The organism is Kitasatospora sp. GAS204B, assembly GCF_029892155.1.
In the GTDB taxonomy this organism is placed as follows: domain Bacteria; phylum Actinomycetota; class Actinomycetes; order Streptomycetales; family Streptomycetaceae; genus Kitasatospora.
In genome coordinates, this window is the sequence record NZ_JARZAG010000012.1 from 222,834 (window position 1) to 239,009 (window position 16,176).

The window sequence follows — 16,176 nt, forward strand, 5'->3', positions numbered from 1 at the left end:
GCCTTCGGCCCGGATGGAATGGTTCGGCCGGGCCGGCAGCACTCGTTCAGGCTGCGCGCGCGAGCTCGCGGGCGGGCTGGGTCTGCTCGTAGGCGTGGCCGACTCGCATGAGCACGCTCTCTCCAAGCGGTCGCCCGAGCAGCTGCATGCCGATCGGCAGACCCGCCGCATCGTGGCCGACCGGTACCGACAGGGACGGCAACCCGGTGATGTTGGCAGGGGATGAAAGGCGTACGTAGGCGTCGGAGACACCCTCGACCGTGCCGTCGGCCCAGGTGATCGTCTCCTGGCCGGCCTTGACCGCGGTTGCCGGGACGGTGGGGGCGGCGACCAGGTCGACGTCCTGCAGCATGCGCGCCCATTCCTGCCGCATGAGGGTGCGGGCGCGCTGGGCGCGAAGGTAGTCCCCGGCGGGCATCAGTTCGCCGGCCTCGAGGAGGATGCGGACGTCGGCCTGGTACAGCTCGGGGACCGTGCGCAGGGTGCGCTCGTGGTAAGCGGTTGCCTCGGGCACCATCAGGCCCCACTGAGTGGCTTGGATGTAGCGGGTCATGGGGATCTCGACGTCGACGAGGCGTGCGCCAAGGGTCCGGAGCTGGTTGATCGCGCGCCGTACGGCGGCTTCCACCTCCGCATCGACGTGGTCGAAGAAGTAGGTACGCGGCACGCCCACGCGCAGGCCCGTCAGGTCCGCGTCCGCGACCGGCCGGTAGTCCGTGCCGGGTGCGGGCAGGGAGGCGGGATCGCGGGGGTCGTGTCCGACCAGCGCCGTCAGGACCAGGGCCGCGTCCTCAACGGTGCGGGTGATCGGGCCTACGTGGTCCAGTGACCAGGACAGGGACGTGATGCCGTGGCGGGAGACGAGGCCGTACGTCGGCTTGAAGCCGACCACCCCGTTCAGCGCGGCGGGCACCCGGATCGATCCGCCGGTGTCGGTGCCCAGGGTGAAGGTGGCGGTGCCCGCGGCGACGGCGACGGAGGATCCGCCGCTGGAGCCGCCGGCGATCCGGCCGGTGTCCCAGGCGTTGTTGGTCTGCGGGGTGGTCAGCCCGTAGGCGAACTCGTGGGTATGGGTCTTGCCGACCAGGATGGCTCCGGCCGCCGACAGGCGTGCGGCGACGGTGCTGTCGGCCTGCGCGCGGTGGTCGGCTCGGACACGGGAGCTGGCCGACGTCGCCGCGCCGGCGACGTCGATCAGGTCCTTGAGGCCCATCGGGATGCCGTGCAGCGGACCACGGTAGTGGCCGGCCGCGATGTCGTTCTCGGCTTCGCGCGCGGCCCGGCGGGCGTGCTCGGCGGTGACGGTGACGTAGGCCTGAAGGTGCGGGTCCACCTGTTCGACGCGCTCCAGGACGGAGTCAGCCAGCTCGACGGGGGATAGCTGCCGAGCCCGGATCGCCTCGGCGGCTGCGTTCAGGGACAGTTCATACGGCTGCATCGTGCATCTCCTGTTCCGCGCGGTAGGCGGGGGCGGGCGGGGTGTCCCCGAAGTCCAGCTCCCGCAGGACCGCGACGACGGAGTGGATGTGGTTGGCGGTGGCTGCGACCGCAGCGTGGCGGTCGGCCGGCAGCGGGAGCCCGGTGCGGGCGGCCCAGCGGGCCGCTTCCGGCGGGGTGAGTTCAGCGCAGGACATGGACTTCTCTCTCCTCAGGGCTGGAGGGGCGGAGCAATCCCCGACCAAAAGCTAAAGGTTTGCGTTAGTCGACGGTAGAGCCTACGGTGGCTTAAAGCAAACTCATTGCGTTTAGCGCCGAGGAATCTCATGCCCACCGTCACACCCCGCGCACCTGCGCAATCCAGCCGCCCGGGAGCCCGCACCCAGACCGCCAAGCACGCGGCGTCCTTCGTCCTGGACGCCTCGATCCTGGCGGCCCTCCTCGCGGCATCCAGTGCGCCGACGCCGCTGTACCCCCACTACCAGCACGCCTGGGACCTGTCCGCGCTCACCATCACCGTGGTCTTCAGCGCCTACTCCCTGACGCTGCTGCTGGCGCTGCTCATCACAGGTGCGCTCTCCGACCACCTCGGGCGGCGCCCCGTCCTAGTGGGCGCCCTGCTGCTGGAGGCCACCTCCATGGTGCTGCTGGCCTCGGCGGACGGCGCCGGAGCGCTGATCACCGCCCGGATCCTGCAGGGAGCGGCCACCGGCGCGGCCACCAGCGCCGCGGGAGCGGCCCTCCTCGACCTGCAGGACCCCCTGCGCCCGGGCCGGTCCGCCCTGACCAACAGCATCGCCCCGGTGGCGGGCATGGCCGCCGGCGTCCTGGCCTCCACCGTCCTCGTCCGCTTCGCCCCCGCGCCCACGGTCACCGTGTACGTCCTACTGGCGGTCCTCTTCGCTGCCCAAGCGATCGCGGTCACGTTCACCGCGGAGACGGCCCGCGCACACGCCGGTGCCCTGCGGTCGCTGCGCCCTCACCTCGCGGTGCCGTCGTCGGCGCGCAGCGCCCTGCTGGCGGTCGGCACCGCTGTCGTCGCCGTCTGGGCCCTGGGGGGCTTCTACTCCTCCCTCGGACCGGCGCTCGTGCACCTCGTGGCCCCCGGTGCCTCACAGGCGGCCGGCGGCATGGTCTTCTTCGTGCTCACCGCCGCGGCCACGCTCACCGTGTGGACACTGCGGTGCACAGCGCCGCGCGCCGCCGCCGGCGGAAGCCTGGCCGTCATTGCGTCCGCGGCCCTGAGCCTGCTCGGTATGCACGGCTCCGGCTTGCCCGCCGTCTACGGCGGCGCGGCCCTGGCGGGCGTCGCCTTCGGGGCCGTCTCCCAAGGGGCGCTGCGCATGACGCTCGCCTCACTCGACGAGCAGGACCGCGCCGCGACCCTGGCCGCCTACTACGTCCTCAGCTACCTGTCCATGAGCCTGCCCGCCATCGCCGCGGGCGCCGCCACCCAGCACTACGGGCTTAACACCGCCGCCCACGCCTACGCCGTAACCGCCGCCCTGCTCGCCGTCGCGGGCCTGGCTGCACTCGCCATGTCGAGACGCACGGCAGCCCATAGCGCACACAACGACCTTCCGTAACGAGACCAGAGGAAACAACCGATCATGAGCACTCCACCGACCACCGACCCGACCGCCATCCCCTGCTGGACCGTGGGCGACGTCACCGTCCACCGCATCGACGAGGTCCTCCTGCCGCCCGCCACCGGACCGTGGCTGCTGCCCGACGCCACCCCGGACGTCGTCGCCGGGCAGGACTGGCTGCGCCCCCACTTCGCCGACGACGAGGGCGTCCTGCACATCGACAGCCACAGCTTCGCGTTCACCGTCGGCGGGCTGCGCACCCTGGTGGACACCGGCATCGGCAACGGCAAGGAGCGGGCCAACCCCGCCTGGCACAACCTGAACACCGACTACCTTCAGCGCCTCACGGCGGCTGGATTCCCCCCAGACTCCGTCGACCTGGTGATCCTCACCCACCTGCACGCCGACCACGTCGGCTGGAACACGCACGAGGTGGACGGAGACTGGGTTCCCACCTTCCCCAACGCCCGCTACATCACCTCGCGCGTCGAGCGGGAGTTCTGGGCCGGGTACGACATGGAAGAGGCGCGCGAGCAGATGTTCCGCGACTCCGTGATCCCGGTGGAGGAGGCGGGACTGCTCGACCTCGTCGACGTCCCCGCAGACGGTGTCGAAGTCGTCGCGGGCCTGCGACTGATCCCCACCCCCGGGCACACCCCCGGCCACATCGCCCTTGAGTTGACCAGCCGCGCAGAGACGGCACTGATCACCGGCGACTGCATCCACCACCCCGTCCAGCTCGCCCACCCCACCATCGGTGCCTGCGTCGACATCGAGCCCGAGCAGTCCGAAGCCTCGCGCCGCAGGCTGCTCGGTTCGCTCGCCAGTACGGACACCCTCGTCCTGGGCACCCACTTCGCGCCGCCCACCGCCGGCCGTGTCGTCACTCATGAGGGCGCCTACCGGCTCTCGCCCGTCCCCGCCGACTCGCACTGACCGGCAACGGTCCAGCCCGCACATGAAGATCGTCATCGAAGGTAACAACTCCCCGCCTCAGCTGAGACATCGAGGCTGCGGGCTCGTGGTGCCGATCGCGGCAGTCCGGGTCGCCGAGCTGAGCGCGGTGGCGGGCGGCTACCAGCCCGAGCAGATCGGCCCGGTGGCCGGTCCGCTCTTCGACGAGCTGTGCCGGCGAGTGGCGGACTCCCGGCTGACCCCGCCGGGCCGGGCATCGCCTACTACGAGCCGACCATCGACGCCAACGGCTGGCGGTCGACGGGGTACACCAGGGAGCTCTACCTGGAGTGCCCCGAGGACCGGGCCTGCTGGGTGACGGAGCTTCAGGAGCCGGTGGTCCAGGCAGGGTAGTCGCTGCCCCAGCGGGTCGGACCGGACGCCCAGGTGGCGGGAGCGCCGGCGTAGCCGATCGGGGGGCGGGCGTGGCGGAGCAGGCCGTAGGGGGAGGGGGTCTCGGCGAGCCGGGGTGTGGGGGTGCCCGGCTCGCCGTCCGCCGTCTCGCGGTCCATCCCGAGCAGCCACTGGGCGGTGCCGGCCAGCGAGTGGCGCAGCAGGGTCGCTCGGCCGCTCTGCTGGCGCTCCGTCAGCGCTCGCAGCACTCCCGCTGCCAGCAGGTAGCCGGTGCCGTGGTCGAGCGCCTGCGCGGGGAGCGCGCCGGGGTGCCCGTCCGGGCTCGCCTCGATGGCGGCGATGCCGCAGCCTGCCTGCACCAGGCTGTCGAAGCCGCGCCGGTCCGCCCACGGCCCCCGCCGGTCCCAGGCGCGCAGTCGGGCCACGATCACGCCGTCCGGCAGCAGCCCGTACCGTTCCAGCGCGCCGGGGCGGTAGCCGGTGACGACCACGTCGGCGGTGGCGATCAGCTCGCGCAGCACGGCGAGGTCGGCAGGGCGGTCCAGGTCAAGGAGCGCCGAGCGCTTGCCGAAGCCGGTGTCCGCGTGCGCGTCCTCGCTCTCGGGCAGGCGCGGGGAGTCGATCCGCAGCACGTCCGCGCCGAGCAGCGCGAGGGTGCGGGTGGCGACGGGGCCGGCGATCACCCGGGTGAGATCGAGGACGCGCACGCCAGTGGCGGGGAGCGGGGCGGGGGCGAGCCGCTGGGCGGTCGGACCGTTCGAGCCGCGTTCCACCAACGGCTGGTCCCCCGCCCGCGGTTCGCGGACCGCCACCGCCAGCGCCCCCGCCGCGTACGCCGTCTCCTGCACCTCGACCGCCGCCCGCCCCGCCAGCTCGGCACCGAACCGCTCGGGCGTGGTGCCGAGCGCGGCCAACAGCCGCTCCCGGTGGTGCGGGTAGTTGGCGTGCGTGCGCACCCACCCGTCGGCGGTGCGCCAGAAGCCGGAGAGCGGGGCGAAGGCGGTCAGGGCCCGTCCGTCGATCCGCAGCTGACGCTCGCTCACGAAGGCCGTGGCCACCGCCGCCTCGTCCACCTCCAGCGCCGGCACCGCACCGCCGTTGCGCACCGCCAGCAACTCGGCGGCCGCGAGCGAGCAGACCCCGACCGTGGCCCGGGCCAGCCGCAGGACGGGCAGCCGAGCGGGGAGCGCGCCCGGCGCGCGGTGGTACGTCACGCCGTCGAGCAGCGGCAGTGGGCCACCGAGCGCGGACCAGGCCTGGGCGGTGGGGGCGTCGTGATCCGTCGCAGCTGTCACACCGACATTCTGCGCCGCCCTGTCGCGGCGGATGCGCCCTCCGGCAGCGGCCGGTGCAGGTGCGGCCCGTCGCCGGGGAAGGGGCCCTGGAGTTCACGGGCCGGCTTGGGGTCGGACCACACCTCGGCGGTGGCGCGCCAGGAGGCGAGGTTGCGGGCGAAGGGGAGCAGGAGGCCGGTGTCGGCTCCGGCGACCAGGTCGGCGAGCAGCTCTCGGACACAAGTCCCGCGCTCGGTCTCCGGGAGCCAGTGCAGCCAGGGGAGTTCCTCGGCGAGCACTTCCTCGGCGAGGTCCGGCTGCCGGCCGGCCAGGATCGCCAGGGAGCGGGCGGCGATCCGCAGCCCCGATGCGGTCGCCTCGAAGCGCTCGACCCGCATCAGGACGAGGTTCTCCTCGTCGCGGCGCTCGAGTATCACGTCCGGTTCGTCGAGCGAGGGCAGCACCTGGGAGGGGCCGCGCAGGAAGGCACTGTACGCAAAGGTCTGGACAGCCATGCCGAAGGTCTATCTGAACTACTTCAGACAGACCCGGATCGTCCGACGCGACAGCCCAGTGCCTACCAGTGCCCCGGGCGGGTCAGCCCCGCCGGGAGCTTGGTGGTCACGTCACCCTTGGCGGCGTTCAGCTGGGGCTGGGTGAGGAAGAAGGCGCCGGTGAGGTCGGCGCCGTGCAGCCTGGCGTCGCGCAGATCGGCGCCGATCAGGTCGGCGCAGCGCAGGTCGGCGCGGCTGAGGTCGGCGGCGATCAGGTAGGCGCCGCGCAGGTCGGCGCCCCGCAGGGTGGTGCCGGCCAGCTTGGCGCCGATCAGGTCGGCGCCGCGGCGGTCGCGCTTCTTGCCCGGGACGGCGGCGCGGACGCGTTCGCTGGTCTCCAGCAGGAGGACGTTGACCCGCCCGCGGTGGGCGGCGACGTCGAGGGCGAGCAGCTCGGCGGGCGTGCCGGTGGTGAGGGCCTCGGTCTCGGCGAGCAGCGTGCGCAAGGCGGCCGTGGGGGCCAGGGTGAGCGCCTCGTTCAGGTACCAGAGCAGCTCGTGCAGCTGCCGCATCAGCGGGAAGACGTCGAACATCTCGCGCGCCGTGGCCGGAGCCTGCCGCCAGCTGGTGCCGCCGTAGGTGAGCTGGGAGACCTGCTGCCCGGCGCCGAAGCAGTCGTAGACCGTGCAGCCGCTGAACCCCTTCGGTCGCAGCTGGGTGTGGATGCCGCAGCGGAAGTCGGTGTCCAGGTTGCGGCAGGGCTTGCCGGCGTCCTTGGTGACCGCGAAGTCCGCCGAGGCCGTGAAGGGCAGCGCCACGCAGCACAGGCCGAAGCAGTTGGCGCAGTCGCCGGTCAGGGCAGCGGGGGTGGACTCGGGCACGGTGGTCCTCTCGAACAGCGGCGGCGGCTTCCGAGTAGAGCCGAAGGTGGGAGCGCGAGTCCAATCAGGCCGACGCCGAGGCGAGGGCCGCCCCGCGCAGCTCGCGGATCAGCGCCCGGACCCCGAGGGTGCGGGCCAGCTCCGGCGTGGTCACGTACCCGACCGACCGGGTCGGCCGGTCGGGCCCGAGGTCGGCGACCGTCACCGTGGCGGGCGCGTCCAGCACGGCGAGCCGCGGCATGATCGCCATGCCCATCCCGCGCGCGACCATCGAGAGCACCACGCTGTCCTCGCCCGCGTCCAGCCTGGCGGCGGGCAGCCAGTCCTGCAGCGCCCACCACTCGCGCGCGTAGGAGGAGCAGTTCTCGGCCCAGTCGATCAGCGGCAGGGTGCGCGGATCGGGGTGACCAGCCGGGTGGACCAGCGAGTACCGCTCCTCGAACAGCTCCCCGGCGACCACGTCGTCCGGCAGCGGATGGTTGCCGCTGAGGGTCGCGATGCCGAGGTCGGCACGCCCCGCCCGGACCTCGCCGGCGGTGCCGGGGCCGATCTCGGGCACGATCCGCACCTCGGGGGCCAGACCCGGGTGGACGGCGGCGAGGCGGGTCAGCGCGGTGGGCAGCAGGTGAACGGCGGCGCTGCGGAAGGCGGCGATCCGCAACGGACCGGTCAGCGCCTTGGTGCTCGCGCCGCGCGCCTCGTCGGGCAGGGCGTCGAGCAGCCGCAGGATCCGCCGGGCGTGGGCGGCCGCGCGCTCACCGGCGGGGGTGGGGCGGGCGCCGTGCCGGCCGCGGTCGAAGAGGACGGCACCGATCTTGCGCTCGCACGCGCTGACGGCGTGTGAGACGGCCGACTGGGTCAGGCCCAGCGCTCCGGCGGCGGCGGTGAAGCTGCGCGCGCGATCGACGGCGACCAGGATCCGCAGCTCGCGGACGGCGAGATCGTTCACGCCGGCCACCGTACCCCGCCCGCCCCGGTGGGCCGGGGTGGGCGGGGTACGGCCGGTGCGGGGCCGACGGTCAGGGCTGGTCCGGGTGCGGCGCGTAGCTCGGGTGGCCCGGCTGGCCGCCGTACGGGTTCTGCCCGCCGTAGGGCGGCTGGCCCTGCGGCGGCATCGGCTGCTGCTGCGGCGGGAACGGCTGACCCTGCGGCGGCATCGGCTGCTGCTGCGGCGGGAACGGCTGCGAGGCGGCCTGCGGCGGGAACGGCTGCGGGGCGGCCTGCGGCGGGAACGGCTGCTGCTGCGGGAACGGCTGACCCTGCGGCAGGCCCTGCGGCGGGTACGGCTGACCGGGCAGCGGCATCCCCTGCGCGACGGCCGGCGGCATCGAGCCGTCCGCCATCGCCCCGGGCGGGAAGGCGGCCGAGAGCTGGTCCATCTCGTTGCGCCAGTAGCGGTGGATGTTCAGGCGGCGCGGCTTGTCGTCACCGGGGAGCTGGAGGTACATCGAGCTCCAGATGGTGGCCCGCTTGACCCGGCTGACCGGGAAGGCGTGGCGCGGGAAGACCCCGACCACGTCGCCCGGGCGGTTCGTCCAGCGGCTCGCGACGTTGACCACGACCGAGCTGTTGGTGAGGGTGAGGAAGTAGAACCGGCGGGTCAGCGCGACGATCAGCCCCAGCAACGGGACCTCGTCGAAGACCGCGTTGAGCCACGGGCTCGGGCCGGTCTCCACGTGCACGCACGCGATGAACGTCTCCCCGGGCGGTGCCACCTGGGAGAGCTTCTCGATGACCTGAGCCTTCTGCTTGGCCCGGCGAATTGCCATGGTTTGTCCTCGTTACCCCGTCTTGGCCGCGGCAGTGCGCCACGCTGAAATCGGCTGAGATTAGCAGGTGGTGATGACAGGTAGAACCCGCAGCGCACCGTACGCGGCAAGGCCCCCGGCGCCGAGTCGCACGCGCCGGGGGCCTTGCCGAGCCGGTCCCGCCGGGAACCGCTACTTCATGCTGCCGGTCATCGCCTTGATGAGGGTGCCCGACGGGTCGTCAGCCTCCAGCGAGTAGGCGAAGATTCCGCCCAGCCCCTTGCCGGTGGCGTACGTGCCGCGGGCCGCGATGGCCTGCGGGGTGTCACCGGTGAAGAAGTTGGTGCCGTCGTAGATCCACGAACTCTGCGTGGTCGGGTCCCAGTGCACGTCTGCGGCGCCCGTCTTGCCGCCGGCCACCAGTTCCTTCCAGAACGCCACGCCGGCCGCCTGGCTGGTGCCCTGCGCCGCGGACGGGCCGGTGGCGCTCTGGTAGAGGCCGCTGTTGCTCCCCGCCGGGACGCCGGTCCAGCCGCGGAAGTAGAACGGCACGCCCAGCACCAGCTTGGCCGCCGGGAACCCGCCCGGGATCCCGTACGCGGGGGCGCCGTTCAGGAAGGCGTTCACCGCGTTGTCGACGGTGTACTTCTGGGTGCCGGGGGCGATCGGCGTGCTCGGGTCGTTCGGGCTGTCCTGGAGCGGGTCCTGCAGGTTGGTGGGACCGGTCGCGTCCCAGGCGCCGTGCATGTCGTAGCTCATGATGTTGCCGTAGTCCAGGTACTTGCCGATCTGGTCGGTCTGAACGTTGGCGATCTTGTCCTGGCCACTCGGCAGCGCGGCGGTCAGCAGGAAGTGCTTGCCGACGCTGCTGCCGTAGGCGTCCAGCTCGTTGCGGAACTCGGCGAGCAGCGCGGTGTAGTCGGCGGTGTCGGCGGCCGCGTAGTGGTTGCCGGTGTGGCCGCCGGCCGAGGCCGGGTACTCCCAGTCGATGTCGATGCCGTCGAAGACGCCCGCGGCCGAGCCGGTGCCGCCGGAGGCGTCGCCGGAGACGCCGGTGGGCAGGTTGCCCTTGATGAACATGTTGATGCAGGAGGAGACGAACTTCTTCCGCGAGGCGTCGCTGGCTGCCACGTCGGAGAAGAACTTCGAGTAGGTCCAGCCGCCGATCGAGAGGGTGAAGCGCAGGTTCGGGTACTTCGCCTTCAGCTCGCGCAGCTGGTTGAAGTTGCCCTTGATCGGCTGGCTCCAGGCGTCGTTGGTGCCGTCCACGCTGGTGGCCGAGGTGTAGGACTTCTGGTAGTCCGCGAAGGCGTCGCCGGCGCCGTCACCCGCGTTCGGGTTGCTGTCGTTGGTGTCGGCGGCCTTGATGGTCTCGAAGCAGGTCTGGTTGGTCGGGTCGATGTTCTCGAACGCGTAGGTCATCACGTTCAGGCCGGAGGCCGCACCGCTCGCCGCCACGCTGCTCGGGTAGTACTGGTTGCCGTAGATGCCCCACTGCGAGAAGTAGGCCGACTTCACCGCGCCGGTGGGCAGCGCGCCGGTGGTCGCGGAGACCGGGGCGGACTGGGCGCTGCTGTGCCCGGCCACGTCGTAGCCCTGGACGGTGAAGGTGTAGGCGGTGTTCGGCAGCAGCGAGCTGACGGTGACCGAGGTGCCCATCGAGGTGGCGACCAGGTTGCCGCCCGAATAGACGTAGTACGCCGGGACGTTGCCGTTCTGGCCGCCGTCGGTGGCGGCGGTCCAGTTCAGCGTGACGGTGTTGTTGCTGACGCCGGCGGTCACACCGGTGGGGGTGCTGACCAGGCCGTCGCCGCCGGGCGCGGCGCTGCCGCTCGGGGAGGCGGTGGGCGAGGCACTCTGCGACGGGCTGGCGCTCTGCGTGGGCGAGGCGCTCTGGGTCGGTGACGCGCTCTGCGAGGGGCTGGCGCTCCGGGTCGGGCTGCTGGAAGCGCTCTGGGTCGGCGAGGCGCTGCTGGTCCCGCTGCTCGGCCCGGTCAGCGCCAGGTCGTCCGCGTAGTACGTGCCCTGCCCGTACCAGCCGTGCACCCAGACCGTCACCGACGTGGTCGAGGCACCGGTGCTGAAGCTGGTGTTGAGGTCGGCCCAACTGCCGCTGGAGGTCCAGGTGCTGGTGTCGGTGGTCCCGGTGCCGGTCACTCCGAGGTAGGCGTAACCGCCCTTGAGCCAACCGGAGAAGCTGTACGCGGTGTTCGGCGTGACCGTCACGGTCTGCGAGCACTGCGCGGTGTCCGACGCGGAGGCGGCGCCCGCCAGCGCGTAACCGCCGCTGTGCGGCGCGGTGCTGGTGATGCTGCCGAGCCCGCCCGAACAGGTCCAGCCGGCCAGCGTGCCGGTCTCGAAGTCGCCGTTGGTCAGCAGGTTGACGCTCGCGGCGGAGGCCGAGCCGCCGGACAGCGTCGCGAGGCCGGCCGCACCGGCGAGCAGCGCGGTCGCGGTGGCGAGGACGGTCGCCTTGCGGAAGGGCCGTCGAGCGGGTCGGGGCCGCTCGATCTGCCGTGTGGCGGTGGCGCGTTCGGGCATGGTCGCTCCAGTCAGTCACGCCCGGCAGTGGGGTTCCGGACGCCGTGTGGGGGAGGTGTACCTGAGCCGAGGCGGGTGCGCACCCGGCCCGACCCTGCTTCCGCGGATTGGCGCAGAACGTATGTCCTGCCGCCCCTTCCGGTCAACAGGTCTGTACCAATCTGCAATCTGACGGTGCCTCCGACCGGCCCAAACGTCCGAATTCGTCCACCAATGGTCAAGCCACGCTCAAACAGGTCTCTACCACTTGCCAGGTTCGGACCGGGCCTGGCGATGCCTGGTCGGGCCGTTCCCGGCTCGGGGCCGGCGGGTGGCCAGCACCGTGAGCGCGATGCCGCCCGCGACCACCGCGGCGCCGCCCAGCGCCATCGGCAGCGTGCTGCGCCCGCCGGTGACGGCCAGGTCGCTCGCCGCCGGTGTCGCGGTGGTGCGCCCGGCGCTCGGCCTGGCGTCCGCCGGTATCAGTCGGCCGGGCGAGATGCCGCTGTCGGTGGGCGGGAACGAGAGGAGCGGCGGTGCGAGGGCCGAGGACGAGGGGCCGGTGCCGGCGTCGTCGACCGGCCCGGCGGCGGCCGACGACGCCGGCGCGGCGAGCACGGCCGAGGGCGATCCGCCGGTCGGTCCCGCCGAGGGTGCGACGGCCAGCGCCGTCACCGTGAAGTCGGCCGACCCGGTGGCGCCGCGCAGCGTCAGGTGCCCGGCCGCGTGGTCCAGCGGCGCGGTCAGCTGGAGCCGGAAGGTGAACCCCTCCGACTCGCCGGGCCGCAGCACCCTGCTCTCCTGGCACAGGTACTGCCCGGTGTCGGTCCCGGTCACCACCGCGCAGGCCACCGGAGCGGCGACCACCCGTACCCCGGCCGGGAGTTGGACGTTCAACCCGGCACTGCCCGGGTCCGCCGGTGCCGTCCGGTCACCGGTGTCGCGCACGGCGAAAGCCGTCGACACGGTCTCCCCCACCGAGCCGCTGACATCGCTCGCGATCGGCACCAGCGGGCCGCTCTCCACGTTCTGCAGGACGCTGCTGGAGCTCGCGCTCCCGAAGTCGCCGCCCGACCCGGGCACCAGGGTGAGCGGCGCGCCGCCGCCGGGCCGGTGCCCGCCGAGGTCGTTCGAGAGCCGCTGGTCCAGCGGCCCGCCGGTGACGTCCACGGCGTAGGAGAAGAGCCCGCCCGCCGGCGCGTCGCCCCCGCCGCCCGGCACCGTGACCGCGATCGGCACCGCGGGCCGCAGCACCTGGCCCGGGTGCAGCACGGTGTCGTCGAACCGGCAGAGCACCCAGCCGTCCGGCCCGCCCGGGGTGACGGGGTAGGAGCAGTTGCCGTAGTCGCCCCGCAGCGCGTAGCCGGCCGGCGGCTGGAAGGAGAGCACCAGCCCGCGCGCGTCCCGGTCGCCCTGGTCGGTGACCGCCGCGCCGATCGGCGTCGGGGAGCCGGCGCCGACGCTGATCAGCGCCGGGAGTCGGGCCACGGACAGGTCGGGGCCGTCCCCGACGGTGACGGTGGTCCGATCGCTCCCGCCGCCGCTCTCGCGCGCGTTCGCGGCCGTGACCGTGTAGCGCAGGCCGCCGGACGCCCCGACCACCGCACCGGCCGCCGCCCGCACCCCCAGTTGCAGCACGCCGCCGCCGTTCGCCAGGTCGCCCAGCGCGCAGTCGGCCCGCAGCGGTGCGGTGAAGGCGCACTGCGCGGGCAGCCGCAGCTCGCCCACCCCGGCCAACTGCCGCGCGTCGACGGTCAGCTGGACGCCGGCCAGGGTCGAGCGCCCGTCCCCGGCCAGCACGGCGATGCTCAGCGCCTGGTAGCCGCCGCCCGGCGCCAGCAACGCGCTGCCGTCGGCCGCGACGGTGAAGACCGCCGGGCCCGGATCCGCGAACGCGAGCGGCGTCCCGGCGCAGAGCGCCGCAGCGAGGAGCGCGGCCCCCACTCCCCGGCCCCGGGCATACGTGTGCCACCGACCCATGGACGAACCCCCGTCGACGTGCTGTCAGGCCATGCGGCTGTAGCGGAAATCCAAGCACCGCTCCACCGCCCCGCGCCAGCCGGGTGGGTGCCTGTTCGGCCACCCGCCGTCCAGCCGTGGCCCTTTCGTCACCGGCCCGGACCCCCGTGTCCCGCACGGGCCCCCGGTGCGATAGGACGTACTGCGTCCGAGTGGACGTCCGACGGGAGTGTGCACCGGTGCTCTGGCTACGACTTCTCCGGCTCGGCAGCGAGTTCCCGCGGCTCTGGGGACCGCGCCGGCGGCCGCCGCTGCGACCGCGGCCGCTCGGCCGGGCGCTGATCCGGGCGGGCCGGGCCGACCTGCTGGCGCAGCGGCGCACCGGCGCCGAGCACGCGCCGCAGACCGCCGCGCTGCTCGACACCCTGCCGCCCGCCACCCGCCGCGAGATCGCGACGGCGCTGCAGCAGGAGCGACCCGGCCTGACCGCCGGCGACTACGAGTGGGCGGCCACCGTCGCGCTGCGCGACACCCGCTGCGACTGGTCGGCCGCCGAGGTCCACCAGCTCTTCGGGTGGGCACTGGAGGACGTCGATCCGGTGCACCCGACCAGGCACTGGGCGACTGCCGAGAGCTGCCTGGAACTGCCGCTGGCCGCCTACGAGGAGTTGGACCCGGCCGAGCGCGAGCCGTTCCACCCCTACCTGCGCACGGTGCTCGCGGCACGGTTCGGCTGCCACACCGACTTCCACGACCCGGACAGCCGGCCGACCCCCGAGCAGGCCGCCTTCGCCGCGCGACTGCGCGCCCTGCTGCCCACCCGCTTCGACCCGGACCCGCTGCTGCCGGTCGACGAACCGTTCGCGGTCGCGGCCCGCTGCGGCCTCGGCGCCACTCTCTACGAGGACCCGGCGGTGCGCCTGCTCGAGCTGTGCGCGCGCCCGACCGGCGTCCGGCCCGCCTACGAATGGCTCGGCCGGGTCCGGGAGTTGGTCCAGCTCGAACCGGCCGTCCGGCAGCCGCTGCGGACGCTGCTGGCCGCCGGATCCGGGGACCCGACCGGCTGCCCGGCCAGGGAGCGGCACGACGGCCCGCCGAGCGAGCCCGGCGGAGCGCTGCTGGGCACGCTCGCCTGGGTGGCGGTGGTCAGCGAGGACGCCAAGGCGATCCACCACCTGGGCCGGGCGCTGAGCCGCCACGCGGGCCAGGCACCGGACGAACTCCGGCCGGGCGCCGCCCACTTCGTCCGCGCCGGCCTGGCCGCCCTGGCAGCGCTGGCCGGGGAGCCGGGTGCGGGCCAGCACCGCCGGCTGCTGGCCGCCACCTCGCCGACGTCCGCCCGGCAGGCACGCGAGGAGCTGGTCGCGATCCGCGGCCTGCCCGGCGGCGCCGACCTGAGCGGCCTCAAGGTGCCGGTGGGCCCGTACACGGCGGTCTTCACCTACGACCCGGCCGGCTCGGTGGAGCTGGGCTTCCGCAACCAGCACGGAAAGCTGCTGACCCGGGTGCCGTCCCAGGTCCGCGAGCGGTACCCGGCCCGGTACGCCGCGCTGCGCGCCCGGCTCGCCGAGCTGCGCGGGCAACTGGACGTCTACCGGGGCGCGTTGGCCGAGCGGCTGGAGACCGACCCGGGCACGACGGCGGCCCGCTGGCGCGCCGCCTTCCTGGACGCCCCCGGCCTCGCACCGCTCACCTGCACCCTGGTCTGGGAGATCGACACCGTGTCAGGCCCGGTGCGGGGACTGCCCGTGCGGCCCGCCCGGTCCGAGCACTGGGTGCTGCGGGACCTGGCGGGCCGGGTGCACGAACTGACCGACGACACCGTGGTGCGACTGTGGAACCCGCGACTCGGCGACCCCGCGCCGGCCGAGGCCTGGCGGGCCGAGCTGGCGAAGCGCGGGGTCCGCCAACCGGCCGCGCAGCTCTAGGGCCTGTACGGCGGATCTTTTCGGATGAGCCCGCGGCGTTGGGCGCCCGGCTGGGCGTGCGCCCGAGTCGTCCTCGTACTGGACGTACTTGGGCGATTCGGGCGTGCGTCCAGCCGGGATGCCCGGCGTCGCGGGCCCGGAAAGATCCGCCGTACAGGCCCTAGTAGGGCTTGGTCAGGTGTACTCGCTGTGGCGTGTCTTTGTCCCGGTTGGCGCGTTGATGGTGTGTGACACCTGGGGAGATGGCCGAGGTCCGGGAGGATCTGGAGGCGTTCACGGCGGAGATGTTCGAGGCGTTCACGCGCGCGGATCAGCACCGCTGGGGTCAGGCGTATGTGCGTGGGCTGCTGCTGGACGGTCGGCGTAAGTCGGTAGAGCCAATGGCGGCCCGGCTGGGCGAGGACGGCAACCGGCAGGCGCTGGCGCACTTCGTCACCTCCAGCCCATGGAGCCCCGCGCAGGTGCGGGCCCGGCTCGCGTGGCGGATGCACGAGGCCATCAAACCGAGCGCGCTGATCGTCGACGACACCGGCTTCCTGAAGGACGGCGACGCGTCCGCGTGTGTGTCGCGGCAGTACACCGGCACCGCGGGCAAGGTCACCAACTGCCAGGTCGGGGTCTCGGTACACCTGGCCCGGGACCATGCCTCGACGCCGGTGAACTGGCGCCTCTTCCTGCCCACGTCCTGGGACCCCGCCTCGCCGCAAGCCGACCCGGACAAGGTGGCCCGGCGTGAACGCTGCGGTATCCCGGCCGACTTGGGGCACGTGGAGAAGTGGCAGCTTGCCCTGGACATGATCGACGAGACCCGGTCCTGGGGCGTCGAGGTGCCCCTGGTCCTGGCCGACGCCGGCTACGGCGACACGGTCGCCTTCCGTCTGGGCCTGAACCAGCGTGGCCTGCGCTACGTGGTCGGCATCTCCAGCCGGCCCACCGCCCATCTGGCCGCCGCCCGCCCCATCACCCCGCCCTACAGCGGAACGGGGCGGCCGCCGGTGGCCAAGTACCCGACCCCGGCCCTCAGCGTGAAGTCGCTGG

Annotated in this window: 13 protein-coding genes and 1 pseudogene; 5 read left to right on the top strand and 9 right to left on the bottom strand. The window is 73.5% G+C overall.

Annotation, left to right across the window (positions count from 1 at the left end):
• Nucleotides 1-46 precede the first annotated feature (46 nt).
• Nucleotides 47-1,438 carry an amidase gene (locus P3T41_RS18875; protein WP_280691098.1) on the bottom strand — a complete coding sequence of 464 codons (1,392 nt, stop codon included), beginning with the start codon at nucleotides 1,436-1,438 and terminating at the stop codon, nucleotides 47-49.
• Nucleotides 1,425-1,634, bottom strand: coding sequence for a hypothetical protein (locus P3T41_RS18880; RefSeq protein WP_280691100.1), 210 nt, complete (start codon nucleotides 1,632-1,634; stop codon nucleotides 1,425-1,427). The genes P3T41_RS18875 and P3T41_RS18880 overlap by 14 nt, the downstream gene beginning before the upstream one ends.
• A 129-nt stretch (nucleotides 1,635-1,763) precedes the next feature.
• Between P3T41_RS18880 and P3T41_RS18885 the strand changes: the two genes are divergently transcribed.
• The 3 genes and pseudogenes from P3T41_RS18885 to P3T41_RS18895 all read left to right on the top strand — a co-directional run.
• Nucleotides 1,764-3,023 carry an MFS transporter gene (locus tag P3T41_RS18885; RefSeq protein WP_280691102.1) on the top strand — a complete coding sequence of 420 codons (1,260 nt, stop codon included), beginning with the start codon at nucleotides 1,764-1,766 and terminating at the stop codon, nucleotides 3,021-3,023.
• 24 nt (nucleotides 3,024-3,047) lie between these two features.
• The gene (locus tag P3T41_RS18890) at nucleotides 3,048-3,962 is read left to right on the top strand and encodes an MBL fold metallo-hydrolase (protein ID WP_280691104.1); all 915 of its coding nucleotides are present in this window, start codon (nucleotides 3,048-3,050) and stop codon (nucleotides 3,960-3,962) included.
• A 94-nt stretch (nucleotides 3,963-4,056) separates the two neighbouring features.
• Nucleotides 4,057-4,334, top strand: a pseudogene (locus P3T41_RS18895) (MerR family transcriptional regulator); the annotation flags it as partial.
• Here P3T41_RS18895 and P3T41_RS18900 read toward each other — a convergent pair.
• From P3T41_RS18900 to P3T41_RS18930, 7 genes are all read right to left on the bottom strand, one after another.
• Complete coding sequence (locus tag P3T41_RS18900) at nucleotides 4,307-5,629, bottom strand: CoA transferase (protein ID WP_280691106.1); 1,323 nt, start codon at nucleotides 5,627-5,629, stop codon at nucleotides 4,307-4,309. The pseudogene P3T41_RS18895 and the gene P3T41_RS18900 overlap by 28 nt on opposite strands.
• Entirely contained in the window at nucleotides 5,626-6,123 is a 498-nt protein-coding gene (locus tag P3T41_RS18905) for a hypothetical protein (protein ID WP_280691107.1), read from the bottom strand. The genes P3T41_RS18900 and P3T41_RS18905 overlap by 4 nt, the downstream gene beginning before the upstream one ends.
• Before the next feature lie 62 nt (nucleotides 6,124-6,185).
• Nucleotides 6,186-6,983, bottom strand: coding sequence for a pentapeptide repeat-containing protein (locus P3T41_RS18910; RefSeq protein ID WP_348533671.1), 798 nt, complete (start codon nucleotides 6,981-6,983; stop codon nucleotides 6,186-6,188).
• A 64-nt stretch (nucleotides 6,984-7,047) separates the two neighbouring features.
• The gene (locus tag P3T41_RS18915) at nucleotides 7,048-7,932 is read right to left on the bottom strand and encodes a LysR family transcriptional regulator (RefSeq protein ID WP_280691108.1); all 885 of its coding nucleotides are present in this window, start codon (nucleotides 7,930-7,932) and stop codon (nucleotides 7,048-7,050) included.
• A gap of 70 nt (nucleotides 7,933-8,002) precedes the next feature.
• Nucleotides 8,003-8,752: a hypothetical protein gene (locus P3T41_RS18920; RefSeq protein WP_280691109.1), complete on the bottom strand. Its 750-nt coding sequence runs from the start codon at nucleotides 8,750-8,752 to the stop codon at nucleotides 8,003-8,005.
• A 171-nt stretch (nucleotides 8,753-8,923) separates the two neighbouring features.
• Nucleotides 8,924-11,272, bottom strand: a complete 2,349-nt coding sequence (locus P3T41_RS18925) for a glycosyl hydrolase family 18 protein (RefSeq protein ID WP_280691110.1) — start codon at nucleotides 11,270-11,272, stop codon at nucleotides 8,924-8,926.
• Between the two features lie 240 nt (nucleotides 11,273-11,512).
• Nucleotides 11,513-13,195 (bottom strand): hypothetical protein, encoded by a 1,683-nt coding sequence (locus P3T41_RS18930; RefSeq protein ID WP_280691111.1) that lies wholly within the window; start codon nucleotides 13,193-13,195, stop codon nucleotides 11,513-11,515.
• Between the two features lie 227 nt (nucleotides 13,196-13,422).
• On the opposite strand from P3T41_RS18930, the gene P3T41_RS18935 reads away from it, so the two are divergent.
• Entirely contained in the window at nucleotides 13,423-15,138 is a 1,716-nt protein-coding gene (locus tag P3T41_RS18935) for a DUF4132 domain-containing protein (protein WP_280691112.1), read from the top strand.
• 242 nt (nucleotides 15,139-15,380) lie between these two features.
• Nucleotides 15,381-16,176, top strand: a 796-nt coding sequence (locus tag P3T41_RS18940) for an IS701 family transposase (RefSeq protein ID WP_280691113.1), incomplete at its 3' end; no start/stop codon positions are given.